Below are 24738 nucleotides of genomic sequence, written 5' to 3' on the forward strand. Positions count from 1 at the left end.
CGATCACCGCGCACCGCGTGGTGGGGCCCGGCGGGTCCGCCCGCGCAGACCGGTGCCCCGCCGAGGCGCTCCGGCGCCGTGACGGGCAGGCATTCCGGCAGTGAGCTTGAGGGGGCGGAAGCAGGATGCACGAGGACACCGCGACGACGGACGTCGGTACGGACTGGGACTGGGTGAAGGCCGAGGACTGGCAGCCGCCCACCGAACTGGACACCGGCATCCCGCACACCGCCCGGATGTACGACTACTACCTCGGCGGCAAGGACAACTTCGAGGCCGACCGCAAGGCCGCCGAGGCCGCCATCGCCGCCTACCCCGCGCTGCCGCTGCTGGCCCGTACCAACCGTGAATTCCTCGGCCGCGCCGTCGAGTTCGTGGCCGGCCAGGGCATCCGCCAGTTCGTCGACATCGGCACCGGCATCCCCGCCGTCGGATCGACCAGCGAGGTGGCCCGGCGGGTCGCCCCGGACGCCCGCGTGGTGTACGTCGACAACGACCCGATCGTGGCCACCCACGCCCGCGCCCTGCTGGCGAGCCACAAGGCCGGCCACACCTCCGTCATCGAGGCCGACCTCCGCGACCCGGCCACCATCCTCGACCACCCCGGCCTGCGCGCCGCCGTCGACCTCGACCGGCCGGTGGCCCTGATGCTGGTCGCGGTGCTGCACTTCATCCGGGACGAGGACGGTGCCCAGGAGATCGTCCGGACCCTGCGCGACGCGCTCGCTCCCGGCAGCGCGCTGATCCTCTCGCACGGCAGCCCCGACTTCGCCTCCCGGGAGAGCGCGGCCGAGGGCGCCCGGATCTACAAGAGCGCCAGCGCGCCGCTGGTGCTGCGCCCGCGCGCCGCCGTGGAGCCGTTCTTCGGCGACTTCGGGTTCGCCGGGCCCGGCCTCGTCCAGCTCCCGCTCTGGCGCCCCGAGGCGGGCCACGTCCCGACGGGTGAGCTGCCGGCGGGCTGGCAGGACGTCTCGGCCTACGCGGGCGTCGCCTTCAAGGCCTGAACCACCGCGCGGCCCACCGGCCCCGGCGCCCGCTCGGGGCGCCGGGGCCGGTCCGCGGCGCGGGCCGGCATTCGCCGCACAGGGGGACGCTTCGGCGGAAAATGCCGCGACGGCCCGGCACGCGCGATGTTACTTTTCGGATCATGAATCCCCTGAGCGAGAACGAGATCCGCGGCTCCTTCGTCAACTGTTCCAAGGGCGAGGCCCGTCGGCTCAATCTGCCCCGGGGCCTGGCCGAACTCCCCTGGGAGCACCTGGACTTCCTCGGCTGGCGGGACCAGGGCGCGCCCGACCGCGGCTACCTGGTCGCCGAGCACGGCGGCGAGCTGGTCGGCGTCACGCTGCGGGTGCCGTCCGTGCGCCGCAGCCTGACCAAGACCAACGTGTGCTCGCTGTGCCTCTCCGCCCACGCCGGCTCGGGCGTCGCACTGCTGGCCGCCCGCCGGGCCGGGGTCTCCGGCCGTGAGGGCAACACCGTCGGCACCTACATCTGCGCCGATCTGGCCTGCTCGCTCTACCTGCGCGGGCTGAAGAAGTCCGCGCTGGTCAGCCGGCCCGAGGAGTCGCTGTCGCAGGACGAGCTGATCGCCCGCACGGTGGCGAACCTGGACGCCTTCCTGGTCAAGGTCCTCACCGACACCCCGGCCTGACGCCTTCGCGCCTGCCCGCCCGCCCGGCCGGGCCGGCTCCCGGCGCGCCGCCCGGGCCGGGCTACCCGTGGCGCAGCTGGTCCAGCTCACGCCGGTCCCGCTTGGTGGGCCGGCCGGCACCCCGGTCGCGCTCGCCGGCCGCCGTCAGCAGCTCGCGCGGCGGCCTCGGCGGGCCGGTCTCCACCAGGCACTCGGCCGCGACCCCCGCCCCGACCCGCTTGCGGACCAGCCGCTTCACGACGACGACCCGCTCGAAGCCCTCCTGGCGCACGCGCACCTCGTCCCCGGGCTTCAGCGCCTGCGCGGGCTTGGCCCGCTCCCCGTTCACACGCACGTGCCCGGCCCGGCAGGCGGCCGCCGCCAGCGCCCGCGTCCTGGTGAGCCGCACCGACCAGATCCAGCTGTCCACCCGGACGCTTCCCTCGTCTTCGACCATCCTCCGAGCCTACCCACGGCCGGGCCGGGCCCGCGCCGGGGGACAACCGGGGGCGGGGTACCGGGACGGCGCCGTTACGGGGCCGGCGACTCCTGGACCGCCCAACCGTTGCCGTCCGGGTCGCTGAAGAAGACGAACGAGTTCCACGCCCCGCCGCGGCCGTCCACCCGGGCGCCGTCCTCGAAGTGCTGGACCGGGCTCACCTCCACGCCCCGCGCCACCAGCTCGCCGTGCGCCTTGGCGATGTCCGGCACCACCAGCTGCAGGCCCTTCAGCGAGCCCGGCGGCGCGTCCGTGACGCCGGTGCCCACCACGATCGAACAGCCGGAGCCCGGCGGCGTCAGCTGCACCACCCGGACCCCGTCGCGGATCCGGGTGTCGTGGTCGACGGTGAAACCGGCCTGTTCCTCGTAGAAGACCTTGGCCCGGCCGACGTCCGACACCGGGACCACCACCACTTCGAGTTTCCAGTCCATGACCCCATCCCCATCCGGTCGGGACCCTCCGGTCGGGCCCCTCCAGTATCGGCCGTTCGGGCGGCCGGCGCCCGGCGGTCGGCTAGCCTGAGATCACGATGAACCGCCTCAGCACGCCCACCGCCGCGACCCCCTTCACCACCCCGTGGGGCACCTTCGACCTCACCCGCTTCCCGGAGGACCCGCGCGAGCGGCTGCGCGCCTGGGACGCCGCCGACGAGTACCTGCTGCGCCACCTCGCCGGCGAGGCCGACAGCGCGCAGGGCGGGGCCACCGAGCTCACCGGCCGCACCGTCGTCGTCCTCGGCGACCGCTGGGGGGCGCTGACCACGGCGCTGGCCGCCACCTCGGCCGCGGCGTCGACCGGGGCGCCCACGGCAGCGCCGGTCCAGATCGGCGACTCCCACCTCGGCCGGCAGGCGACCCTCGCCAACCTGGCCCGCTCCGGCGCCGCCTCCGACGCGGCCCGGCTGCTCACCACCCGCGACACCCCGCCCGAGCGCATCGACGTCCTGCTGGTCCGCGTCCCCAAGAGCCTCGCGCTGCTGGAGGACCAGCTGCACCGCCTCGCGCCGGCCCTGCACCCCGGCACGGTGGTGATCGGCACCGGCATGGTCACCGAGATCCACACCTCGACCCTCCAGCTCTTCGAGCGGATCCTCGGCCCGACCCGCACCTCGCTCGCGACCCGCAAGGCCCGGTTGATCTTCTGCACCCCCGACCCGGCGCTCGATCCCGGCCCCAACCCCTGGCCGCACACCTATGCGCTGCCCGGTGACATCGGCCCGGCCTCGGGACGCACGGTGGTCAACCACGCCGGCACCTTCTGCGCCGAGCGTCTGGACATCGGCACCCGCTTCCTCCTCGGCCACCTGCCCGTGGCCGCCCCCGGCGCCCGGGTCGTCGACCTCGGCTGCGGCAACGGCGTGGTGGGCACCGCGGCGGCCCTCGCCAGCCCGGGCGCCGAGCTGGTCTTCGTCGACGAGTCGCACCAGGCCGTCGCCTCGGCCGAGGCCACCTTCCGCGCGAACCTCGGCCCGGACGCGCCCGCCGAGTTCCTCACCGCCGACGCCCTCGGCCCGGACGCCGTCCCGGCCGGTTCGGTCGACCTGGTGCTCAACAACCCGCCGTTCCACTCCCACCAGGCCACCACCGACGCCACCGCCTGGCGGATGTTCACCGGGGCCCGCCGTGCGCTGCGCCCCGGCGGCGAGCTCTGGGTGGTCGGCAACCGTCACCTCGGCTACCACGTCAAGCTCCGCCGCCTCTTCGGGAACTGCGAACTCGTCGCGGGGAACCCGAAGTTCGTGGTCCTGCGGGCCGTCCGCCGGTGAGCCGGCCGGGCGCCGGCCCGGTGGGGCCCGCGGTCGGGCGTCCCGAGATCAACTAAGGGTAACCTAAGCTCATGTCGCCGACGGATCGGGAAGCGTCCGCGGTGGACGGCGCACCCCGGCACCCGGGTGCGGGGCGGCGGCACGGCCTCGCACTCCCTTGCATGGATGTTCCGTGATGCGTATATTCATGCTCCGACCAAGGAGGGAACTGCCATGGCATTGCGAGTCGCCGTCGCCGGTGCGAGCGGATACGCGGGCGGTGAGGTGCTGCGCCTGCTGCTCGGCCACCCCGAGGTGGAGATCGGGGCGCTGACGGGCGGCTCGAACGCGGGTGCCAGGCTCGGCACCCTGCAGCCGCACCTCATCCCGCTCGCCGACCGGATCCTGGAGCCCACCACTCCCGAGGTGCTGGCCGACCACGACGTGGTGTTCCTGGCACTGCCGCACGGCCAGTCCGCCGCCGTCGCCGAGGCGCTCGGCCAGAACGTGCTGATCGTCGACTGCGGCGCCGACTTCCGGCTCCAGGCCGCCGCCGACTGGGAGCAGTTCTACGGCTCCGCGCACGCCGGCACCTGGCCCTACGGCCTGCCCGAGCTGCCCGGCCACCGCGCCGCGCTCAAGGGCAGCAACCGCATCGCCGTCCCCGGCTGCTACCCGACCGCCGTTTCGCTGGCGCTCTTCCCGGCGTACGCGGCCGGGCTCGCCGAGCCCGAGGCCGTGATCGTCGCCGCCTCCGGGACCTCGGGCGCCGGCAAGGCCGCCAAGACCCACCTGCTCGGCAGCGAGGTCATGGGCAGCGTCAGCGCCTACGGCGTCGGCGGCCTGCACCGGCACACCCCCGAGATGTCGCAGAACCTCACCCCGGTCGCCGGTGAGCCGGTCACCGTCTCCTTCACCCCCACCCTGGTGCCGATGCCCCGGGGCATCCTCGCCACCTGCTCCGCCAAGGCGAAGCCCGGGGTGACCGGCGAGAGCCTGCGCGCCGCCTACACCGAGGCGTTCGCCGACGAGCCCTTCGTCCACCTGCTGTCCGAGGGCCAGTGGCCGCAGACCAGCAGCGTCTACGGCTCCAACGCCGCCCTGGTCCAGGTCGCCCTGGACGAGGGCGCCGGGCGGATCATCGCGATCAGCGCGATCGACAACCTGGTCAAGGGCACCGCCGGCGGCGCGGTGCAGAGCATGAACATCGCCCTGGGCCTGCCCGAGGAGCTGGGCCTTCCCCTGAACGGAGTCGCACCGTGACCGACCACACCGTGAACGCCAGTCAGAACGTGGGCGTCACCGCCGCCAAGGGGTTCCGCGCCGCGGGCGTCACCGCCGGGATCAAGGCCTCCGGCACCCCCGACCTCGCCCTCGTCGTCAACGACGGTCCCTCGCTGGCCGCCGCCGGCGTGTTCACCGGCAACCGGGTCAAGGCCGCGCCCGTGCTCTGGTCCGAGCAGGTCCTCAAGGGCGGCCGGGTCAGCGCCGTCGTCCTCAACTCCGGCGGCGCCAACGCCTGCACCGGCCCGCTCGGCTTCCAGGACACCCACGCCACCGCGGAGAAGGTCGCCGAGGAGCTCGAACTCAACGCCGGCGAGGTCGCCGTCGCCTCCACCGGCCTGATCGGCGTCCGCCTCCCGATGGACGTCCTGCTGCCCGGTGTCGCCCTCGCCGCCCGGGAACTCGACGCCACCGGCGGCGAGGCCGCCGCGATCGCCATCAAGACGACCGACACCGTCCACAAGACCGCCCAGGTGACGAACGGCGGCTGGACCGTCGGCGCCATGGCCAAGGGCGCCGGCATGCTCGCCCCCGGCCTCGCCACCATGCTGGTCGTGCTGACCACCGACGCCGCCCTCGACGCCGCCGCCCTGGACGCCTCGCTGCGCGCGGCCACCCGCACCACCTTCGACCGGATCGACTCCGACGGCTGCATGTCGACCAACGACACCGTGCTGCTGCTCGCCTCCGGCGCCTCCGGCGTCACTCCGGACCGGGCCGAGTTCGACGAAGCCGTCCGGGCGGTCTGCGCCGACCTCGCCCGACAGCTGATCGGTGACGCCGAGGGTGCGAGCAAGGACATCCGGGTCGACGTCACCGCCGCCGCCACCGAGGCGCAGGCCGTCGACGTCGCCCGCGTCATCAGCCGCAACAACCTGCTCAAGTGCGCCCTCCACGGCGAGGACCCGAACTGGGGTCGGGTCCTGGCCGCGATCGGCACCACCGACGCCGCCTTCGACCCCGACCGCCTCGACGTCGCCATCAACGGCGTCTGGGTCTGCAAGGACGGCAGCGTCGGGGAGGACCGCGACCTCGTCGACATGACCGGCCGGGAGATCGTCATCACCGCCCGCCTGAACGCCGGCGAGGCCGCCGCGACGGTGTGGACCAACGACCTCACCGCCGACTACGTGCACGAGAACAGCGCCTACTCCACCTGACAGCCGACACCTGCCCACCGAGCCGGGGACCAGACACGTGCAGATCGCACCCAAGGGCGAACAGGCCCGCAACAACACCGCGTTGCCCAAGGCCGTGACGCTGATCGAGGCGCTGCCCTGGCTGGAGCGCTTCCACGGCAAGACCGTCGTCGTCAAGTTCGGCGGCAACGCCATGGTGGACGAGAGCCTCAAGACGGCGTTCGCCCAGGACATCGTCTTCCTGCGCTACGCCGGCCTGCACCCCGTCGTGGTTCACGGCGGCGGCCCGCAGATCAGCGCCCAGCTCGACAAGCTCGGCCTGGAGTCCTCCTTCACCAACGGCCTGCGGGTCACCACCCCCGAGACCATGGACGTGGTCCGGATGGTGCTGGCCGGCCAGGTCCAGCGCGAGCTCGTCGGGCTGCTCAACGGCCACGGCCCGTTCGCGGTCGGCATGACCGGCGAGGACGCCCACACCATGACCGCCGTCAAGCGGTACGCCGTGGTCGACGGCGAGCAGGTCGACATCGGCCTGGTCGGCGACATCGTCAACATCGAGGCCGGCGCCGTGAAGGCGCTCATCGCCGACGGCCGGATCCCGGTGATCTCCTCGATCGCCCGCGGCACCGACGGACACGTCTACAACATCAACGCCGACACCGCCGCCTCCGCCCTCGCGGTGGCGCTCGGCGCCGAGATGCTCGTCGTCCTCACCGACGTCGAGGGCCTGTACGCCGACTGGCCGCACTCCGACGACGTGATCAGCCAGCTCACCGCGACCGAGCTGGAGGAGCTGCTGCCGGAGCTGGCCAGCGGCATGCTCCCCAAGATGGAGGGCTGCCTGCGCGCGGTCCGCTCCGGCGTCGGCACCGCCCGCGTGCTGGACGGCCGGGTGCAGCACAGCCTGCTGCTGGAGATCTTCACCGACGAGGGCATCGGCACGATGGTCGTGCCGGACGACGAAGCGACCGTGACCGGGGGACTGGCATGACGACCGACGCACAGCCGAGCAGCAGCACGCGGCCGACCGGCAACGAGCAGCTCACCGACCGCTGGCAGCACGCCTTCACCGACAACTACGGCACCCCGCGGATCCCGTTGGTCCGCGGCGAGGGCGCCAAGCTGTGGGACGCCGACGGCAAGGAGTACACCGACCTGCTCGGCGGCATCGCCGTCAACGCCCTCGGCACCGCCCACCCGGCGGTCGTCGAGGCCGTCACCCGGCAGATCTCGACGCTGGGCCACGTCTCCAACCTCTTCATGGCCGAGCCGACCATCGCGCTGGCCGAGCGGCTGCTGGCGCTCTCCGGCCGCGACGGCCGGGTGTTCTTCTGCAACTCCGGCGCCGAGGCCAACGAGGCCGCCTTCAAGATCAGCCGGCGCACCGGCCGCACCCACGTCGTCGCCCTCCAGGGCGGCTTCCACGGCCGGACGATGGGCGCCCTGGCACTGACCGGCCAGCCCGCCAAGCAGGAGCCGTTCCTGCCGCTGCCCGGCGAGGTCACCCACGTCCCCTTCGGCGACGTGGAGGCCCTGCGCGCGGCCGTCACCACCGAGACGGCCGCCGTCTTCCTGGAGCCGATCCAGGGCGAGAACGGCGCGGTCCCGCTGCCCGACGGCTATCTGGCGGCCGCCCGGGAGATCACCCGCGCCACCGGCACCCTGCTGATCCTGGACGAGATCCAGACCGGCATCGGCCGCACCGGGTACTGGTTCGCCCACCAGGCGGCCGAGGGGGTCGAGCCGGACGTGGTCACGCTCGCCAAGGCACTCGGCGGCGGGCTGCCGATCGGCGCCGTGCTCGCCTTCGGGGAGGCGGCCGAGCTGCTCACCCCGGGCCAGCACGGCACCACCTTCGGCGGCAACCCGGTGGTCGCGGCGGCGGCCCTGGCCGTCCTCGACACCATCGAGTCCGAGGGCCTGCTGGAGCACGTCCGCAAGATCGGCGAGCGGCTGCGGCACGGCATCGAGGCGATCGGCGACCCGCTGGTCGCGCAGGTGCGCGGGGCCGGTCTGCTGCTCGGCATCGTGCTCACCGAGCCGGTGGCCGCCCGGGTCCAGGCGGCCGCCCAGGAGGCCGGTTTCCTGGTCAACGCCGCCGTCCCGGACGCGGTGCGGCTCGCGCCGCCCCTGGTGCTCACCGAACAGGACGCGGACGCCTTCCTGGCCGCCCTGCCGGAGATCCTCCGGACGGTGCGGGAGAACGCCCCGGCCGATGCGAGCCGAGCGTAGTCCGGGAGAATAATCACATGACCGCTCCCCACTCCGACCAGCCCGCCGCCGGTCCGACGCCGCAGGTCCCGCAGACCCGCACCGCGCGCCACCGGCGAATCGTGGACCTGCTCACCCGCCAGCCCGTGCGCTCGCAGAGCCAGCTCGCCAAGCTGCTCGCCGACGACGGACTGGTGGTCACCCAGGCCACCCTCTCCCGGGACCTGGACGAGCTGGGCGCGGTAAAGATCCGCAACCGGGACGGCGCACTCATCTACGCCGTCCCGGCCGAGGGCGGCGACCGCACGCCGCGCGCACCGATGGGGGAGTCGGCCAGCGAGGGCCGGATGGCCCGGCTGGCCGGCGAGCTCATGGTCTCCGCCACGGCCTCCGGCAACCTCGTCGTGCTGCGGACGCCGCCGGGCGCCGCCCAGTTCCTGGCCTCCGCGATCGACCAGGCCGAGGTCTTCGAGATCATCGGCACCATCGCCGGCGACGACACCGTCCTGCTGATCAGCCGGGACCCGTTCGGCGGCCAGGCCCTCGCCGACCACCTGATGCAGCTCGCGCAGGCCAAGGCCCAGTAGCCGGCGGCGGGCCCGGAAGCCCGGGCCCGCCGGCGGTCGCGTCCCCACCCCCCACCCTCACCCCCCTGTCCGCAGCCCCCGGTCGTCGACTTCTCGGCCGGGGTTTTGAAATCCATACGGTGTAGTGCATACTTATGCCTATCGCCGTAAGCCTGTTCGCACTGTTGTGAAGGAGAAAGCCGTGACCGAGCGCGTCGTACTCGCCTACTCGGGCGGTCTGGACACGTCCGTCTGCATCGGCTGGATCGCCGAGGAGACGGGCGCCGAGGTCATCGCCGTCGCCGTCGACGTCGGCCAGGGCGGCGAGGACCTCGACGTCATCCGCCAGCGGGCGCTGGACTGCGGCGCCGTCGAGGCCGAGGTCGCGGACGCCCGCGACGAGTTCGCCGACGAGTACTGCCTCCCGGCCATCAAGGCCAACGCCCTGTACCAGGGCCAGTACCCGCTGGTGTCGGCCCTGTCGCGGCCGACCATCGTCAAGCACCTGGTCGCCGCCGCGCAGAAGCACGGCGCCACCACCGTCGCCCACGGCTGCACCGGCAAGGGCAACGACCAGGTCCGCTTCGAGGTCGGCATCCAGTCGCTGGCCCCCCAGCTGAAGTGCATCGCCCCGGTCCGCGACTACGCGATGACCCGGGACAAGGCGATCGCCTTCGCGGAGGCCAAGGGCCTGCCGATCGCCACCACCAAGAAGTCCCCGTACTCGATCGACCAGAACGTCTTCGGTCGGGCCGTCGAGACCGGCTTCCTGGAGGACATCTGGAACGCCCCGATCGAGGACGTCTACGAGTACACCCAGAACCCGGCCACCCCGCGCGAGGCCGACGAGGTGGTCATCACCTTCGACGCCGGCGTCCCGGTCGCCATCGACGGCCGCAAGGTGACCGTCCTGCAGGCCATCGAGGAGCTCAACAAGCGGGCCGGCGCCCAGGGCATCGGCCGCCTCGACATGGTCGAGGACCGGCTGGTCGGCATCAAGTCCCGGGAGATCTACGAGGCCCCCGGCGCGATCGCCCTGATCACCGCCCACCAGGCCCTGGAGAACGTCACCGTCGAGCGTGAACTCGCCCGCTACAAGCGGCAGGTGGAGCAGCGCTGGGCCGAGCTGGTCTACGACGGCCTCTGGTTCTCCCCGCTGAAGCGCGCCCTGGACGGCTTCGTCAACGAGGCCAACCAGCACGTCTCCGGTGAGATCCGGCTGGTGCTGCACGGCGGCCGGGCCGTCGTCAACGGCCGCAAGTCCGACCAGTCGCTGTACGACTTCAACCTCGCCACCTACGACACCGGCGACACCTTCGACCAGTCGATGTCCAAGGGCTTCATCGAGATCTTCGGGCTGTCCTCGAAGATCGCCGCCCGCCGCGACCTCGGCTGATCCGCCCCACCCGGTCCCGCGACCACCCGCCGGGCCCCCGCCCCCCCCCCCCCCGGGGGCGGGCGCCCCCGCCCCCCCCCACGGAACGGGGCCCGCGCATCCCGCCCGCCCCAATGGAGAAGGCCGCCGCCGGGGGGCGCGCTTCGCCGACGGCCCGTCCGAGGCGCTGGCCAGGCTCTCCGCCTCGGTGCACTTCGACTGGCGCCTCGCGCCGTACGACATCGCCGGCTCGAAGGCCCACGCCCGCGTCCTGCACAAGGCCGGGCTGCTCAGCGCCGCCGAGCTCGACGGCATGCTCGCCGGGCTGGACCAGCTGCTGACCGACGTCGAGGCCGGAACCTTCACCGGCACCGTCGCCGACGAGGACGTCCACACCGCGCTGGAGCGCGGCCTGCTGGAGCGGCTCGGCGCCGAACTGGGCGGTAAGCTGCGGGCCGGCCGCTCGCGCAACGACCAGATCGCCACGCTGTTCCGGATGTACCTGCGCGACCACGCCAGGATCATCGGCGGGCTGATCCTGGACCTCCAGCACGCCCTGGTCGGCCTGGCCGAGGAGCACCCGCACACCGCCATGCCGGGGCGCACCCACCTCCAGCACGCGCAGCCCGTCCTCTTCGCCCACCACGTCCTCGCGCACGTGCAGGCCCTCGGCCGGGACGCCGAGCGGCTGCGCCAGTGGGACGTCCGCACCGCCGTCTCCCCGTACGGCTCCGGCGCGCTGGCCGGCTCCTCGCTGGGCCTGGACCCGCAGGCGGTCGCCGCCGACCTCGGCTTCGAGCGGGGCTCGGTCGGCAACTCCATCGACGGGACGGCCTCGCGCGACTTCGTGGCCGAGTTCGCCTTCGTCACCGCGATGATCGGGATCAACCTCTCCCGGATCGCGGAGGAGGTGATCATCTGGAACACCAAGGAGTTCGGCTTCATCACGCTGCACGACGCCTTCTCCACCGGCTCCTCGATCATGCCGCAGAAGAAGAACCCGGACATCGCCGAGCTGGCCCGTGGCAAGTCCGGCCGCCTGATCGGCAACCTGACCGGCCTGCTGGCGACGCTGAAGGCACTGCCGCTCGCCTACAACCGGGACCTCCAGGAGGACAAGGAGCCGGTCTTCGACTCCTGCGACACGCTGGAGGTGCTGCTGCCGGCCTTCACCGGCATGATGGCCACCCTCACCGTGCACCGGGACCGGCTGGAGGAGCTCGCCCCGGCCGGCTTCTCGCTCGCCACCGACATCGCCGAGTGGCTGGTCAAGCAGGGCGTGCCGTTCCGGGTCGCGCACGAGGTCGCCGGCGCCTGCGTCAAGGTGTGCGAGCAGCAGGGCATCGAGCTGTCCGACCTGACGGACGAGCAGTTCGCCCGGATCTCGCCGCACCTGACGCCCGAGGTGCGCTCGGTGCTCAGCGTCCACGGCGCGATCGCCTCGCGCAGCGGTCGCGGCGGCACGGCCCCCTCGGCGGTGGCCGTCCAGCTCGCCGAGGTGAAGGCCGACCTGGCGCTCCAGGAGGAGTGGGTCCAGGGCTGACACCGCGTCCGGGTGGTACTCCTCAAAGGGGGCGTGGCGGGTCGACCGCCGCGCCCCCTTCGCGTGCACACGCCCGGTCGGCCGTAACCGGCCCGGCCCGGAGCCGGTCATCCACGGTATGTGCGCCAACCTTCCCGTCGTCCCCTCCGCCGAGGACGAGGTCCTCGCCGAACTGCGGCGCCGCGTCGTCCGGGAGGCGGTGGCCGCCCTGCCGGGCCGCTGCCCGCAGCTCGTGGCCGCCCTCGCCGAGGACCCGCCGCCGAGCTACCGCGAACTCTCCGCGCGGCTCGGCATGCCGCGCGGCTCGATCGGCCCCACCCGCTCCCGCTGTCTCGCCTGTCTGCGAGCCGCCCTCCACGCCGAGCGCTACCCCTGACGCCCGGCCTCCTCGCCGCGCGCACCACCCCCGGCCGGGCGACGTGACCCTCGCCACGTCGCCCGGCCGGAAGGTTGAGAGCAGCTGACACGCGGGTAGAGCGCTGGCGAACGCAGCTCTTGACGGCGGCGCGATCACTCGGATACTGAGCGTGAGCGCGCCGCCGTCGCCGTGGCCCCACCGGGCCGCGCGAACGGTGCGTTCGTGCGTCACCCCCGGCCAGGGCGGATCCCCGGCCGGGACACCTCCGGCAGGGCATCCGGTGCGACACCCTCACGTTTGCGCGCCGGGCACGACGATGGGGAGGCCCCAGCACATGGGCATGAGCGTGATCATCTCGGTGGCGGAAGCCGAGGACGCGGAGCAGATCCTCAAGCTGCAGTACCTCGGCTACCAGAGCGAGGCCGAGCTGTACGGCGACTGGACCCTGGAGCCGCTGACGCAGACCCTGGAGAGCCTGCGCGGCGAACTCACCGAGCAGTACGTCCTGGTCGCCCGACTCGGTGACGAGGTGGTCGGCACCGTCCGCGGCCGGATCGGCCCCGACGGCATCGCCCGGATAGGGCGTCTGGTCGTCCACCCCCGGATGCAGCGTCACGGCCTCGGCGGCCGCCTGCTGGAGGCCCTGGAGCGCCGCCTCGCCGCGGACGGCCGCCCGGTGACCGCCTACCGCCTGTTCACCGGCCACCGCAGCCTGGGCAACCTGCGCCTCTACGCCCGCCAGGGCTACCGGCAGACCGCCGTCGAACACGTCGACGGCGGGCCGAGCCTGGTCCACCTGGAGAAGTCCGCGGTGGCGCCGCTCGCCGCCACCGCCTGAGCCCCACGCCGTCGCGCCCGGCCGGCGCCGCCATCATCCGGACGATCCGGAGGCGGCGCCGAGGTGTATCACCGCAGCTCACGATGGTCGTCGTCCGCATTGCGGACAGCGGATCCAAATAGTTGGGACGAAATCGAACCATCTGATTTACTGGCTCACATGACTGCGACGACGAAATGGACCCCCACCGGCACGCTGCCGGCAGGTGAGCGCGCCATGTGTCGTCGAATGTGTCACCGCTGAGGGCCATCGTCCCCTCCCCGGCCACCGGCCGGGGTCCTCCCCCTCGCGCCCCGAAGCGAGACCCGGTCTGCTCCCGTCAGTGCGAGCACGCCCCGCCCGCCACGGCACCACCACGCCATCCGCCTGCCCACTCACGGGCGGGTGGTCGTCCCTGATGACTCGTAAGGGCCACGCCGTCGCGCGGCCCGGCCGCCCAGCGGCGACGATCAAGGGGTGGCAGGTCCGGATCCCCCTGGTGCGACGCCGTCCGTCCCGCCGACCGCAACCCGGTCCGGCGGCCCAACGCCGTCCACCCCCGACCCACGGAAGCAGCTGTGATCACCACCACGGACCTCACCAAGGTCTACCGCTCCCGCGGCCGCGAGGTGACCGCCCTCGCCGGCGTCGACCTGCACGTGCGCCCCGGCGAGGTCTACGGAGTCGTCGGCACCAGCGGCGCCGGCAAGTCCACCCTCATCCGCTGCGTCAACATGCTCGAACGCCCCAGCTCCGGCACCGTCACCGTGGACGGCGTCGAGCTCACCGCACTCGCCGGCGGCGAGAACCGGGCCGGCAAGGAGCTGCGCGAGGCGCGCCGCCGGATCGGCATGGTCTTCCAGCACTTCAACCTGCTCGCCTCCCGCACCGTCCAGCAGAACGTCGAGCTCCCGCTGGAGATCATCGGCCTGGACCGCACCGAGCGCCGCCGCAAGGCCGCCGAGCTGCTCGACCTGGTCGGCCTCGGTGACAAGGCCCGCAGCTACCCCGGCCAGCTCTCCGGGGGCCAGAAGCAGCGCGTCGGCATCGCCCGCGCCCTCGCCGGCGACCCCAAGGTGCTGCTCTCCGACGAGGCCACCTCGGCGCTCGACCCCGAGACCACCCGCTCGATCCTCAAGCTGCTGCGCGACCTCAACCAGCAGCTCGGCCTCACCGTCCTGCTGATCACCCACGAGATGGACGTCATCAAGTCCGTCTGCGACTCCGCCGCCCTGATGCGCGGCGGCCGGGTGGTCGAGGCCGGCGAACTCACCGACCTGCTGGCCAAGCCCGGCTCCGAGCTCGCCCGCGAACTCTTCCCGCTCAGCGAGTTCGGCACCGGCCACCCCGGCAGAACCGTGCTGGAGATCACCTTCCAGGGCGACACCTCCGCCCAGCCCTTCGTCTCCCAGCTCGCCCGCACCTACCAGATCGACATCAACATCCTCGGCGCCGCCGTCGAGACCATCGCCGGCCGCATGGTCGGCCGGATGCGGGTCGAACTGTCCGGCGGCCACCAGGACAACGTGGTGCCGATCGGCTTCCTGCGCGAGCAGGGCCTGCAGGTGGACGTGCTCGACACGGCGAACGGAGCGGTGGCATGACCTGGGACCAGATGCAGGAACTGATGTGGCCCGCCACCTGGGAGACCCTCCAGATGGTCGGCGTCGCCACCGTCGGCACCGTCCTGGTCGGCCTGCCGCTCGGCGTGCTGCTGGTGCTCACCGACAAGGGCGGGCTGCTGCAGAACCGGCCGGTCAACAAGGTGCTCGGCGCGATCGTGAACATCGTCCGCTCGGTGCCGTTCATCATCCTGATGATCGCCCTGATCTCCTTCACCCGCTGGCTGGTCGGCACCTCCATCGGCTGGGAGGCCGCGACCGTGCCGCTCACCATCGGCGCGATCCCCTTCTTCGCCCGACTGGTCGAGACCTCCGTCCGCGAGGTCGACCGCGGCCTGGTCGAGGCCCTGCAGGCGATGGGCGCCTCCACCTGGACGATCGTCCGCAAGGCACTGCTCCCCGAGTCGCTGCCCGCCCTCACCGCCTCGGTCACCACCACGATCATCACGCTGATCAGCTACTCCGCGATGGCCGGCGTGGTCGGCGGCGGGGGCCTCGGCACCCTCGCCATCAACTACGGCTACTTCCGCTTCGAGACCGCCTTCATGTGGATCATCGTCGCGGAACTGGTGATCATCGTCACCATCGTCCAGCTGCTCGGCGACTGGGCCGTGAGCCGCCTCGCCAACCGCGGCCGCACCGGCGGCCGGACCCGCCTGCTCGGCCCGCGCGGCAAGACCCCGGCCACCCCCGACGAGGACCTCGTCGCCTCCTAGACCTCCCGACGTCCGCCTCCGGACGCGGCTCCCCGTATCACGCAGAAAGGCACTTTTCGTGCGCAACGCCCTGAAGTTCACCAGCGTCCTCGCCACGGCCGGCATCGCCCTCTCGCTCGCCGCCTGCGGAAGCTCCGGCTCGTCCGGCTCCTCCGACCCGAACGCCCCGCTCACCGTGGTCGCCAGCCCCACCCCGCACGGTCAGATCCTCAAGTACGTCAAGGACAACCTCGCGGAGAAGGCCGGCCTCAAGCTCACCATCAAGGAGGTCACCGACTACGTGACCCCCAACACCGCGGTGCAGGACGGCTCGGCCGACGCGAACTACTTCCAGCACGTCCCGTACCTGGAGGACTTCAACAAGAAGCACGGCACCCAGATCGTCTCGGTCGAGGCGGTCCACCTGGAGCCGCTGGGCGTGTACTCGAAGAAGGTCAAGGCCATCGGCGACCTCAAGGACGGCGCCACCGTCGGCCTGCCCAACGACGCCACCAACGAGGGCCGCGCGCTCAAGCTGCTCGCCGACAACAACGTGATCACCCTCAAGGCCGGCGTCGGCACCGCCGCGACCCCGCAGGACATCACCGGCAACCCGAAGAACCTCAAGTGGAAGGAGCTGGAGGCCGCCCAGCTGCCCCGCTCCATCGACGACCTCGACGCCGCCGTCATCAACGGCAACTACGCCCTCGACGCGGGCCTCAAGCCCGCCGGCGACTCGCTGATCCTGGAGAAGGCCGAGGGCAACCCCTACGCCAACATCCTCGCCGTCAAGCAGGGCAAGGAGAACGACCCCCGGGTCAAGAAGCTCGCCGAGCTGCTCCACTCCGCCGAGGTCAAGAAGTACATCGACGACACCTTCAAGGGCTCCGTCATCCCGGCGTTCTGACCGGCAGCCCCACCCGGTACCGCCGACCGCACCTCCACGACCGGGCCCCCGCCGCACCTCGGCGGGGGCCCGGTCGGGCAGTATGCACCAGTGGCGCCCTGGCAGAGCGTGTTCTGACGTACCGTCGTGCGGTCCGCGCACCGCGCGACACCCGGGGCACCGGCGAGGCGTACGGTGTGTCCACGACCCGGCGAGGAGAGACGGCATGGCAGCGAGCTTCCCCGAGACCGCCATCAGCACCGAACGGCTGCTGCTGCGCCCCCTTGCGGAGGACGACGCCCCCGGCCTGGCCGCGATGATGGCCGACGAACTCGTCCTGACCTGGACCGACCTCCCCTACCCCTTCACCGAGGACTACGCCGCCGAGTTCGCCCGCACCCTCGCCCCCGCCCACCGCGCGGCCGGCCGGGGCATCGTCTTCGCCGTCACCGAACACCTCACCGAGCGCCTGGTCGGCCTGGTCGAACTGCGCAACACCGACTGGCGGCTGCGCTCCACCGAGATCGCCTACGTCACCGCCCCCTGGGCGCGCGGCGAGGGCTACGCACCGGAGGCCGTCCTCGGCACCGCGCAGTGGCTGTTCGAGGACCGCGGCTTCCTGCGCCTGGAGATGCGCACCGCCGCCGGCAACACCGCGGCCCAGCAGGTCGCCCAGAAGGTCGGCGGCATCAGCGAGGGAGTGCTGCGCAGCGCCTGGATAGTGCGCGGCGAGTCCGCCGAATCCGGCGGGACCCGCGGGCCCTGGGGGACGGGGGGGACCGGGGGGAGCGGCCGGGGCGGCGCCGGCGCGCCGTTCGGCGGTGCGAGCGAGGCCGAGAGCCGCAGCGACCTCATCCTGTGGAGCCTGCTCCCCGAGGACATGGAGAACCCGGCCGAGCCCGAGAGCGCCTGGCACGGCGACCACCGCTACGTCCTGCGCGACTGACCCGCCGCCACCGGCCAGCCGGACCTGGTGGGCCGCCATCGGGCCACCCCCCGGCCATCGGGCCACCCCCCGGCCACCGGGTCCGGCGGGCCGCGCGATGGCCGGCAGGGGAGCGGCGGCCGACCGGAGGCGGACATGTGTGCGAGAAGTCGGCGCCGAGGGGATCACACCCGGTAGCCTCTCCACCGGCGCCGTACGCGGGCGCAGCATGTCGGCGCACCGAGGCGAGGGAGAACGGCCGCAGATGGCTGACCGGATCACGGTCATCGGGTGGGACGGCACCCCGCTGACCGAGGCCGCCGGCGCGGCCCTCGCCGCGGCCACCCTGGTGGCCGGCGCCCCCTACCAACTCAGCGCCCTGCCGGTGCCCTCCGCCGCCGAGCGGATCGTCCTCGGCAACGTCCGCCTCGCGGCCCACCGGATCGCCGAACACCGCGGCGCCGCCGTCGTCGTCGCCGAGGGCGACCCGGGCTTCTTCGGCGTCGTGCGCACCCTGCGCCGCCCCGAGTACGGCCTCGAACTCGAGGTCCTGCCCGCCGTCTCCTCGGTCGCCGCCGCCTTCGCCCGCGCCGGCATGCCCTGGGAGGACGCCCACGTGGTCAGCGCCCACGGCGGACGGCTGCGCCGGGCCGCCAACATCTGCCGGGCCCACCCCAAGGTCGCCGTGCTCACCGCACCCGGCGCCGGGCCGAGCGAACTCGCCCTGATGCTGCGCGGGGTGCACCGCACCTTCGTGGTCTGCGAGGCGCTCGGCACCCCCGAGGAGGACGTCACCGTCCTCACCTCCGACCGGGTCGCCGACCACATCTGGCGCGACCCGAACGTGGTGCTGGTCATCGGCGGCAACGGCGCCGGCCCGCAGGCGGGCGCGGTGGGCGAGGCGGCCGGCTGGCTGGCCGGGCGCCCGGTCGGCTACCCCGGCCCGGACCGCGGCTGGGCGCTCCCCGGTGACGCCTACACGGGCGCCGGGCGCGCGGAGGACGCGCCCGGCGCACCGGAGGCGCTGCCCGCGCACGCGCGCGCCCTCGTGCTGGCCCGTCTGGGTGCCCGTCCGGGGGACCTCGTCTGGTCGGTCGGCGCGGGCAGCGGTGCCCTCGCCGTCGAGGCCGCCCGGTTCGGCGCGGCCGTCGTCGCGGTCGAGGCCGACCGCTCGGCCTGCGCCCGGCTGGCCGTCAACGCCCGCCGGTTCGGCGTCGAGGTGGAGACCGTCCACGGCTCCGGCCCGGAAGTGCTCGGCGGTCTCCCCGAGCCGGACGCGGCCGTCGTCGAGGCCGGCGGCACCGCGGTGGTCCGCGCCGTCCTGGCCCGCCGCCCCGAGCGGTTCGTGGCCGTGGCCCGCACCCTCGCCGAGGCGGAGGAGATCCGCCGCGCCGTCACCGAGGCCGGCTACCGGGCCGACGGCGAGTTGTTGCAGTCGACGCCGCTGCGCCCGGTCGGGCCCGACGGCGGCCTGGGGCTCGCGGCGGGGGAGCCGGGCGTGCTCCTGCTCTGGGGTGAGCAGATCGTGTGAAGACGAGGTGGCGCCGCCGATCGCCCCCGGTGGCGATTCCGAGCGCCGGCGGTGATCCAGGTCGCATCCGGACACCGATTCGAGAGGTGACGGTGCCGGGCCGGTAGTGTGGCGTCCGGGACGGCTGCGGCGTCCGGTGGCTCGCCCGATCCGGTCGGTTTGTCGCCTTTTTGACGCGGTGCAACCCGGAACGGCTCGGAGTGTGGGCAATTCGACGGGCCGCGTGCCGGACCTGGAGAATGCCGTAGGGTCCGGTGCGGTCGTTGCCGGTTGCCCCGCCTTGTCGTTGTTTCAGATGGCGTGCCGCCCCACCCGGGTGGTGCGCGGGCCGGGGTGCCGCAGCGCGCCGGAGGACTTCGGCCGCAGCGCCTCGGCGCGGCGGCCGCGTGTGGTTGAGGGGCGGGCCGGTTGCAAGGCCCGGCCCGTGCGGATGGGCGCTGCGGTCGGTGATCGCGTCGCCAAGGGCGCGGCAGCGGCCTGGAAGGAGCTTTGACATGACCGATGGCGGCCACGTCCCGAACGAGGGACTGCCGGAGCACCTGCTCGCCGGGTCCGACCCACTCGGCGGCCCGGAGGGCGTCGCGACTGTCGCACCCGTGCAGGGCATCGCACCCGTTCACGGTGTCGCGATGGACGGCGGACCGATCCCGAACCCCGCGGCGCCGGGGAACGGACTGCCCGGCGCAGCGCCCCAGGGCATCGGCATGGTTCCCTCGCAGGGCCTCGCCGGCCAGCCGCAGCCGTTCGGCGCGCCCGGCTACGGCGTCCCGGCTGCCGGCGCGTCGCTTCCGGGGGGCCCCGGCGAGGGCTGGGGAACCGACCCGGGCGCCCCGCGCCCCGCGTTCCACTTCCTCGACCAGCCGGACCAGCCGGACCTGCTCGACGACGAGGACGACGTGCTGCTGATGCCCGGCCCGCAGGGCTCCTGGGGCGAGCCGCCGGTGGCCGGTCCCGGCGAGCAGGGCGCCGACCAGCAGGGCGCTCCCGGCACGCCGGTCGAGCCGTCCTGGCCGCCGCTGGAGCCGCCGCTGCTCGGCGTCGCCGACCCGGCCGTCCAGCAGGTCCAGCCGCAGCCGGTGCCGCTCCACGGCCAGGCCCTCCAGGCCCCGCTCGCGCCGCAGGGCCAGCAGCAGGGTCAGCAGCAGGGCCAGCCGCAGGGCCAGGAGTCGTTGACGGCGGCTCAGCAGCCCCGCCGGCCGCTGCACGCCGGTCCGCCGATCCCGGACCCGTCGCTGATGACCGGCCACGTCCCGGTGCGTTCGCTCGCCGACCGCGGCCCGTCGCAGGGCGGCACCCCCGCCCACGGGATCCCGATCGTCGTCGCGCAGCCGGAGCCGCAGGCCGCCACTCCCGTGCAGGCCCAGCCGGTTCAGCAGGCCCCGGCCCAGCAGCCGCAGGGCGTTCAGCCGGTCCAGCAGGCCCCGCAGCCCGTCGAGGCCCTCCCGGTCGCGCAGGCCGTGGACGCGCAGGCACCGGCCGGTCCGGCCGCCGACGCCGCGGTGGCCGCCGAGTCGCTCGCCGCCGTGCCGGCCGCGGACACCGGTGCGCAGGCCGGTGCGGAGCCCGCTGCGGCATCCGTCGCCGAGCAGACCGTCGAGCCGATCGCCGAGCAGGCGGAGCCCGTGGTGGTCGACATCCAGGCGCCCGCCGCCGAGCAGCCCGCCGAGGTTCAGGCGCCCGCCGACCCATCGGTGGCCGGCCTTCCCGCGGTCGAGCAGAGCGCTCCCCAGCCGGGCGCCGAGGAGCAGGCCGCCGTCCAGCCCGCGCAGCAGCAGCCGGCCGCCCAGACCGGCCAGCCGCGCCGGATCTCCGCCTTCCTCGCCGCTCCCACCCCGCACGGCCTCCCGCAGGTCGAGGGGACGGAGCCGGTGACCGCGGTCGCCGAGGCGGAGGCCGAGCAGTCCGTCCCCATAGCGGCCGCCGAGCAGGCCCAGGCTCCCGTCGCCGAGCCGGTGCAGGAGAGCGCACCGGAGCAGCCCGCCGACGAGGCGACGCAGGCCGCCCAGGCCCCGGACGCCGAGCAGGCCCAGGTCGTCGCCGAGGTCCAGGCCCCTGCCGAGGCCGAGGCCCGGCCCGAGAGCTTCGTCGAGGCCACGGCCGAGACCGCCGTCGGTACCGGCGAGATGCCCTCCGGCCAGGCCGTCGCCGTCGCGGCGGCCGAGCAGCCGCGGGAGGCCCCGGCGGAGGCCGAGGTCGTTGCCGTCGAGGTCGCTGCCGTCGAGACCGGTGGCGCCGCCGAGACCGCTGCCGCCGAACCCGCCGGAGCCGACGGCGAGGTGCCGGACGCCGTCGAGGCCGCCGCCGTCGACGCTCCCGAGGCCCCCGAGGCCCCTGCGGAGCAGCCCGCCGCCGAGGCCGACGCCCGGTCCGAGGAGGGCCAGGCCACCACCGCCGAGGCCGTCACTCCCGAGGCCCTCACCGCCGAAGCCACGGACGCCGTCGAGACCGCCGCCGAGGCCGTCGAGTCCGCCACGGAGGGGTCCGCAACGGAGGGGTCCGCCACCGAGGAGCCCAGCGCCGAGGAGCCCACCGCGGAGGAGCCCGAGGCGGAGCCCGCCGAGCCGCGCGGCCCGGCCGCCCCCGGCTACGAGGACGCCGGCCGCGAGGCCGTCCACCAGGTCATCCGCGAGCGCCGCGACATCCGCAACGGCTTCCGCCCGGACCCGATCCCGCACGAGGTGCTGATCCGCGTCCTGGAGGCCGCCCACACCGCGCCCAGCGTCGGCTACTCCCAGCCCTGGGACTTCGTCGTCATCCGCTCGGCCAAGACCCGCCGCAAGATGCACGAACTGGCCGAGCGCCAGCGCGAGGCCTACGCGGACTCGCTCCCCAAGGGCCGGGCCAAGCAGTTCAAGGAAATCAAGATCGAGGCCATCCTCGAAACGCCCGTCAACATCGTGGTCACCGCCGACCGCACCCGCGGCGGCCGCCACACCCTGGGCCGGCACACCCAGCCCCAGATGGCGCCCTACTCGGCCGCCCTCGCCGTCGAGAACCTCTGGCTGGCCGCCCGCGCCGAGGGCCTCGGCGTCGGCTGGGTGAGCTTCTTCGACGAGGACGAGATGGTCCGCGAGCTCGGCCTGCCCGAGCACCTGGAGGTCGTCGCCTACCTCTGCGTCGGCTACGTCGACGCCTTCCCGGACGAGCCCGAGCTCCAGCAGCAGGGCTGGGCCAAGAAGCGCCCGCTCTCCTGGGTCGTCCACGAGGAGCAGTACGGCAACCGCGCGCTGCCCGGCGAGGAGCCGCACAGCCTGCTCGCCGAGACCCTGCGCGGCATCCGCCCGCTCGACGCCAAGGCACTCGGCGAGGCCTGGGACCGGCAGAAGCGGATGACCAAGCCGGCCGGCTCGCTCGGCATGCTGGAGATCATCTCGGCGCAGCTGTCCGGGCTCTCCCGCAAGTGCCCGCCGCCCATCCCGGAGCCCGCCTGCGTGGCGATCTTCGCCGGCGACCACGGCGTCCACGCCCAGGGCGTCAGCCCCTGGCCGCAGGAGGTCACCGCCCAGATGGTCGGCAACTTCCTGGCCGGCGGAGCGGTGGTCAACGCCTTCGCCAAGCAGATCGGCACCGAGGTCTGCGTGGTCGACGTCGGCGTCGCCGCCGAGCTGCCCGACGCGATCCAGCAGGGCCGGACCACCGGCCTGCTGCCGCGCAAGGTGAGGCCCGGCACCGGTGACATGACCCAGGGCCCGGCGATGACCCGCGAGGAGGCCCTCAAGGCCGTCGAGATCGGCATCGAGACCGCCCGCGACCTGGTCGCCGCCGGCAACAAGGCCCTGGTCACCGGCGACATGGGCATCGCCAACACCACCGCCTCCGCCGCCCTGATCTCGGTCTTCACCGGACTGGACCCGGCCGAGGTCACCGGCCGCGGCACCGGCATCGACGACGCGACCCACGCCCGCAAGGTCGAGGTCATCCGCGCCGCGCTCACCCTGCACCAGCCGGACCCGGCCGACCCGATCGGCGTCCTCGCCGCCGTCGGCGGCCTGGAGCACGCCGCCATCGCCGGCTTCCTGCTCGGCGCGGCCTCGCTGCGCACCCCGGTCATCCTGGACGGCGTCATCGCGGGTTCGGCCGCGCTGGCCGCCAAGGCGATCGCCCCCGAGGTGCTCGCCGCCTGCATCGCCGGCCACCGCTCCGCCGAGCCCGGCCACCAGGCCGCGCTGGCCAAGCTCGGCCTGCGTCCGCTGATCGACCTCGACCTGCGGCTCGGTGAGGGCACCGGCGCCCTGCTGGCCCTGCCGCTGGTGCAGAGTGCGGCCCGGGCGATGCACGATGTAGCCACGTTCGACTCCGCCGGGGTCACCGAGAAGGCCTGACGACCGCCCGCACCGCTCCGTGCACCGGCCCGAGGGCGCGCCGGCGCGCGGAGCGGTGCCGCGCCGTACCCCCACACCGCACCCTCACGCTGATCCAGGAGCTCCGCCCATGACCGCGCCCAACCCGCACCCCGGCACCGAGGGCCGGACCCCGTACCCGGTCGGCCTGCTGCTCGCCGGCCGCCGCGTCGTCGTGGTCGGCGGCGGCCACGTCGCCCAGCGCCGGCTCCCCGCGCTGATCGCCACCGGCGCGGACCTGCACCTGATATCGCCCACCACGACCCCCGCCGTCCAGGCCATGGCCGACGCCGGCGAGTTCACCTGGCACGAGCGCCGCTACCAGGACGGCGACCTCGCCGACACCTGGTACGCGCTGGTCGCCACCGACGACCCGGCGGTCAACGCCGCGGTCAGCGCGGAGGCGGAGCGCGAGCGGGTGTTCTGCGCCCGCAGCGACGACGCGGCCGCCGCCACCGCCTGGACCCCGGCCAGCGGCCGCGACGCGGGCGCCACCGTGGCCGTCCTCACCGGTGACCCGCGGCACTCCGCCGCCCTGCGCGACGCCATCGTGGACGGTCTGCGGGACGGCTCGCTGGCCACCCGCCAGTACCGCTCGCACGGCGTCGGGGGCGCCTCCCGGGTGCCGGGCACGGGGAGCGTCGCCCTGGTCGGCGGCGGTCCGGGCGACCCGGACCTGATCACCGTGCGCGGCCGCCGGCTGCTCGCCGACGCCGACGTGGTGGTGGCCGACCGGCTCGCCCCGCGCGAGCTGCTCGCCGAGCTGCCCGAGCACGTCGAGGTGATCGACGCGTCCAAGATCCCGTACGGGCGGTTCATGGCCCAGGAGGCGATCAACCGGACGCTCATCGAGCACGCCAAGGCGGGCAAGTTCGTGGTCCGGCTCAAGGGCGGCGACCCGTACGTGTTCGGGCGGGGCGGCGAGGAGCTGCTGGCCTGCGCGGAGGCCGGGCTGCCGGTCACCGTGGTTCCGGGGATCTCCAGCTCGATCAGCGTCCCGGCGGCGGTCGGCGTGCCGGTCACCCACCGCGGCATGACGCACGAGTTCACCGTGATCTCGGGGCACGTCGGCCCGGCCGACGAGCGCTCGCTGACCAACTGGGAGGCGGTCGCACGGATGACCGGCACCCTGGTGCTGTTGATGGCCGTCGACAAGATCGGCGCCATCGCCGAGAAGCTGATCGAGTGCGGCCGCCCGGCCGACACCCCGGTGGCCGTCGTCCAGGAGGGCACCACCGCGGCCCAGCGCCGGGTGGACGCCACCCTCGCCACGGTCGCGGCCACCGTCGAGGCCGAGCAGATCAAGCCCCCCGCCGTGATCGTCATCGGCGACGTGGTCAACGTCCTCGCCCCCGCCCTCCACGCCTGATCCACGGCCGATCCGCGCCTGATCCACCCTTGCACCACCCCCGAGCCACCGTTGCCGTGTGCACCCCGGCTCGCCCCGCTGTTTGCAAAGTGCTGCCTTTGCAAACAGCGAGGAGTGGGGGGTGGGGGCCCCCGCAAACACCCACACCCCCCCCCCCCCCCCCCCCCGCCCCCCCCCCCCCCCCCCCCGCGACAACAA

The 24738-nt window shown here is 74.0% G+C and carries 20 protein-coding genes and 1 pseudogene; 19 read left to right on the top strand and 2 right to left on the bottom strand.

Annotated elements, in window-relative coordinates:
* Positions 1-125: 125 nt before the first annotated feature.
* Both ACFVYI_RS20145 and ACFVYI_RS20150 read left to right on the top strand, forming a co-directional pair.
* Positions 126-1004 (top strand): SAM-dependent methyltransferase, encoded by an 879-nt coding sequence (locus ACFVYI_RS20145; protein WP_387887322.1) that lies wholly within the window; start codon positions 126-128, stop codon positions 1002-1004.
* A 143-nt stretch (positions 1005-1147) separates the two neighbouring features.
* The gene (locus ACFVYI_RS20150) at positions 1148-1654 is read left to right on the top strand and encodes an FBP domain-containing protein (protein ID WP_387887324.1); all 507 of its coding nucleotides are present in this window, start codon (positions 1148-1150) and stop codon (positions 1652-1654) included.
* A gap of 61 nt (positions 1655-1715) precedes the next feature.
* On the opposite strand, the gene ACFVYI_RS20155 is transcribed toward ACFVYI_RS20150, so the two are convergent.
* Together ACFVYI_RS20155 and ACFVYI_RS20160 are read right to left on the bottom strand one after the other, a co-directional pair.
* Complete coding sequence (locus tag ACFVYI_RS20155) at positions 1716-2090, bottom strand: RNA-binding S4 domain-containing protein (protein ID WP_387887326.1); 375 nt, start codon at positions 2088-2090, stop codon at positions 1716-1718.
* Between the two features lie 74 nt (positions 2091-2164).
* The gene (locus ACFVYI_RS20160; protein WP_387887329.1) at positions 2165-2566 is read right to left on the bottom strand and encodes a VOC family protein; all 402 of its coding nucleotides are present in this window, start codon (positions 2564-2566) and stop codon (positions 2165-2167) included.
* 98 nt (positions 2567-2664) lie between these two features.
* Here ACFVYI_RS20160 and ACFVYI_RS20165 point away from each other — a divergent pair, with 98 nt between their 5' ends.
* The 17 genes and pseudogenes from ACFVYI_RS20165 (at position 2665) to cobA (ending at position 24540) form a co-directional block, all read left to right on the top strand.
* On the top strand, positions 2665-3900 hold the full coding sequence (locus tag ACFVYI_RS20165; RefSeq protein WP_387887332.1) for a methyltransferase: 1236 nt from the start codon (positions 2665-2667) through the stop codon (positions 3898-3900).
* A gap of 213 nt (positions 3901-4113) precedes the next feature.
* The gene (argC, locus tag ACFVYI_RS20170) at positions 4114-5142 is read left to right on the top strand and encodes an N-acetyl-gamma-glutamyl-phosphate reductase (RefSeq protein WP_387887334.1); all 1029 of its coding nucleotides are present in this window, start codon (positions 4114-4116) and stop codon (positions 5140-5142) included.
* Between the two features lie 29 nt (positions 5143-5171).
* Complete coding sequence (argJ, locus tag ACFVYI_RS20175) at positions 5172-6323, top strand: bifunctional glutamate N-acetyltransferase/amino-acid acetyltransferase ArgJ (protein ID WP_387887487.1); 1152 nt, start codon at positions 5172-5174, stop codon at positions 6321-6323.
* A 37-nt stretch (positions 6324-6360) separates the two neighbouring features.
* Positions 6361-7293 (top strand): acetylglutamate kinase, encoded by a 933-nt coding sequence (gene argB / locus ACFVYI_RS20180; protein WP_387887336.1) that lies wholly within the window; start codon positions 6361-6363, stop codon positions 7291-7293.
* A complete protein-coding gene (locus ACFVYI_RS20185) occupies positions 7290-8534 on the top strand; it encodes an acetylornithine transaminase (RefSeq protein WP_387887338.1) in 1245 nt (414 codons plus the stop codon). The genes argB and ACFVYI_RS20185 overlap by 4 nt, the downstream gene beginning before the upstream one ends.
* 17 nt (positions 8535-8551) lie before the next feature.
* Positions 8552-9100: an arginine repressor gene (locus ACFVYI_RS20190; protein ID WP_360627175.1), complete on the top strand. Its 549-nt coding sequence runs from the start codon at positions 8552-8554 to the stop codon at positions 9098-9100.
* Between the two features lie 181 nt (positions 9101-9281).
* Positions 9282-10475, top strand: coding sequence for an argininosuccinate synthase (locus tag ACFVYI_RS20195; RefSeq protein ID WP_387887340.1), 1194 nt, complete (start codon positions 9282-9284; stop codon positions 10473-10475).
* A gap of 112 nt (positions 10476-10587) precedes the next feature.
* Positions 10588-11997 (top strand): annotated as a pseudogene (gene argH, locus ACFVYI_RS20200) (argininosuccinate lyase); the annotation flags it as partial.
* 118 nt (positions 11998-12115) lie between these two features.
* A complete protein-coding gene (locus ACFVYI_RS20205) occupies positions 12116-12373 on the top strand; it encodes an RNA polymerase sigma factor (RefSeq protein ID WP_387887342.1) in 258 nt (85 codons plus the stop codon).
* A 316-nt stretch (positions 12374-12689) separates the two neighbouring features.
* Positions 12690-13193, top strand: a complete 504-nt coding sequence (locus ACFVYI_RS20210) for a GNAT family N-acetyltransferase (RefSeq protein WP_387887343.1) — start codon at positions 12690-12692, stop codon at positions 13191-13193.
* 557 nt (positions 13194-13750) lie between these two features.
* Positions 13751-14776: a methionine ABC transporter ATP-binding protein gene (locus ACFVYI_RS20215; protein ID WP_387887346.1), complete on the top strand. Its 1026-nt coding sequence runs from the start codon at positions 13751-13753 to the stop codon at positions 14774-14776.
* Complete coding sequence (locus tag ACFVYI_RS20220; RefSeq protein ID WP_387887348.1) at positions 14773-15510, top strand: methionine ABC transporter permease; 738 nt, start codon at positions 14773-14775, stop codon at positions 15508-15510. The genes ACFVYI_RS20215 and ACFVYI_RS20220 overlap by 4 nt, the downstream gene beginning before the upstream one ends.
* A 58-nt stretch (positions 15511-15568) precedes the next feature.
* Positions 15569-16396, top strand: coding sequence for a MetQ/NlpA family ABC transporter substrate-binding protein (locus ACFVYI_RS20225; protein ID WP_387887350.1), 828 nt, complete (start codon positions 15569-15571; stop codon positions 16394-16396).
* A 205-nt stretch (positions 16397-16601) separates the two neighbouring features.
* Positions 16602-17321, top strand: coding sequence for a GNAT family N-acetyltransferase (locus tag ACFVYI_RS20230; protein WP_387887353.1), 720 nt, complete (start codon positions 16602-16604; stop codon positions 17319-17321).
* Positions 17322-17565: 244 nt separating this feature from the next.
* Positions 17566-18831: a precorrin-6y C5,15-methyltransferase (decarboxylating) subunit CbiE gene (cbiE, locus tag ACFVYI_RS20235; protein ID WP_387887355.1), complete on the top strand. Its 1266-nt coding sequence runs from the start codon at positions 17566-17568 to the stop codon at positions 18829-18831.
* A 494-nt stretch (positions 18832-19325) separates the two neighbouring features.
* Entirely contained in the window at positions 19326-23153 is a 3828-nt protein-coding gene (gene cobT, locus ACFVYI_RS20240; protein ID WP_387887357.1) for a nicotinate-nucleotide--dimethylbenzimidazole phosphoribosyltransferase, read from the top strand.
* A gap of 109 nt (positions 23154-23262) precedes the next feature.
* Entirely contained in the window at positions 23263-24540 is a 1278-nt protein-coding gene (gene cobA, locus ACFVYI_RS20245) for a uroporphyrinogen-III C-methyltransferase (protein ID WP_387887360.1), read from the top strand.
* The last annotated feature ends 198 nt before the right edge of the window (positions 24541-24738 follow it).

The organism is Kitasatospora sp. NPDC058218 (assembly GCF_042882445.1).
Lineage (GTDB): Bacteria > Actinomycetota > Actinomycetes > Streptomycetales > Streptomycetaceae > Kitasatospora.

What these genes read in the sequence shown, in the direction of transcription:
- ACFVYI_RS20145 (WP_387887322.1), top strand. Translation starts at nt 126, where the DNA reads ATGCACGAGGACACCGCGACGACGGACGTCGGTACGGACTGGGACTGG.
- ACFVYI_RS20150 (WP_387887324.1), top strand. Translation starts at nt 1,148, where the DNA reads ATGAATCCCCTGAGCGAGAACGAGATCCGCGGCTCCTTCGTCAACTGT.
- ACFVYI_RS20155 (WP_387887326.1), bottom strand. Translation starts at nt 2,090, where the DNA reads ATGGTCGAAGACGAGGGAAGCGTCCGGGTGGACAGCTGGATCTGGTCG.
- ACFVYI_RS20160 (WP_387887329.1), bottom strand. Translation starts at nt 2,566, where the DNA reads ATGGACTGGAAACTCGAAGTGGTGGTGGTCCCGGTGTCGGACGTCGGC.
- ACFVYI_RS20165 (WP_387887332.1), top strand. Translation starts at nt 2,665, where the DNA reads ATGAACCGCCTCAGCACGCCCACCGCCGCGACCCCCTTCACCACCCCG.
- argC (WP_387887334.1), top strand. Translation starts at nt 4,114, where the DNA reads ATGGCATTGCGAGTCGCCGTCGCCGGTGCGAGCGGATACGCGGGCGGT.
- ACFVYI_RS20185 (WP_387887338.1), top strand. Translation starts at nt 7,290, where the DNA reads ATGACGACCGACGCACAGCCGAGCAGCAGCACGCGGCCGACCGGCAAC.
- ACFVYI_RS20190 (WP_360627175.1), top strand. Translation starts at nt 8,552, where the DNA reads ATGACCGCTCCCCACTCCGACCAGCCCGCCGCCGGTCCGACGCCGCAG.
- ACFVYI_RS20205 (WP_387887342.1), top strand. Translation starts at nt 12,116, where the DNA reads ATGTGCGCCAACCTTCCCGTCGTCCCCTCCGCCGAGGACGAGGTCCTC.
- ACFVYI_RS20210 (WP_387887343.1), top strand. Translation starts at nt 12,690, where the DNA reads ATGGGCATGAGCGTGATCATCTCGGTGGCGGAAGCCGAGGACGCGGAG.
- ACFVYI_RS20220 (WP_387887348.1), top strand. Translation starts at nt 14,773, where the DNA reads ATGACCTGGGACCAGATGCAGGAACTGATGTGGCCCGCCACCTGGGAG.
- ACFVYI_RS20230 (WP_387887353.1), top strand. Translation starts at nt 16,602, where the DNA reads ATGGCAGCGAGCTTCCCCGAGACCGCCATCAGCACCGAACGGCTGCTG.
- cbiE (WP_387887355.1), top strand. Translation starts at nt 17,566, where the DNA reads ATGGCTGACCGGATCACGGTCATCGGGTGGGACGGCACCCCGCTGACC.
- cobT (WP_387887357.1), top strand. Translation starts at nt 19,326, where the DNA reads ATGACCGATGGCGGCCACGTCCCGAACGAGGGACTGCCGGAGCACCTG.
- cobA (WP_387887360.1), top strand. Translation starts at nt 23,263, where the DNA reads ATGACCGCGCCCAACCCGCACCCCGGCACCGAGGGCCGGACCCCGTAC.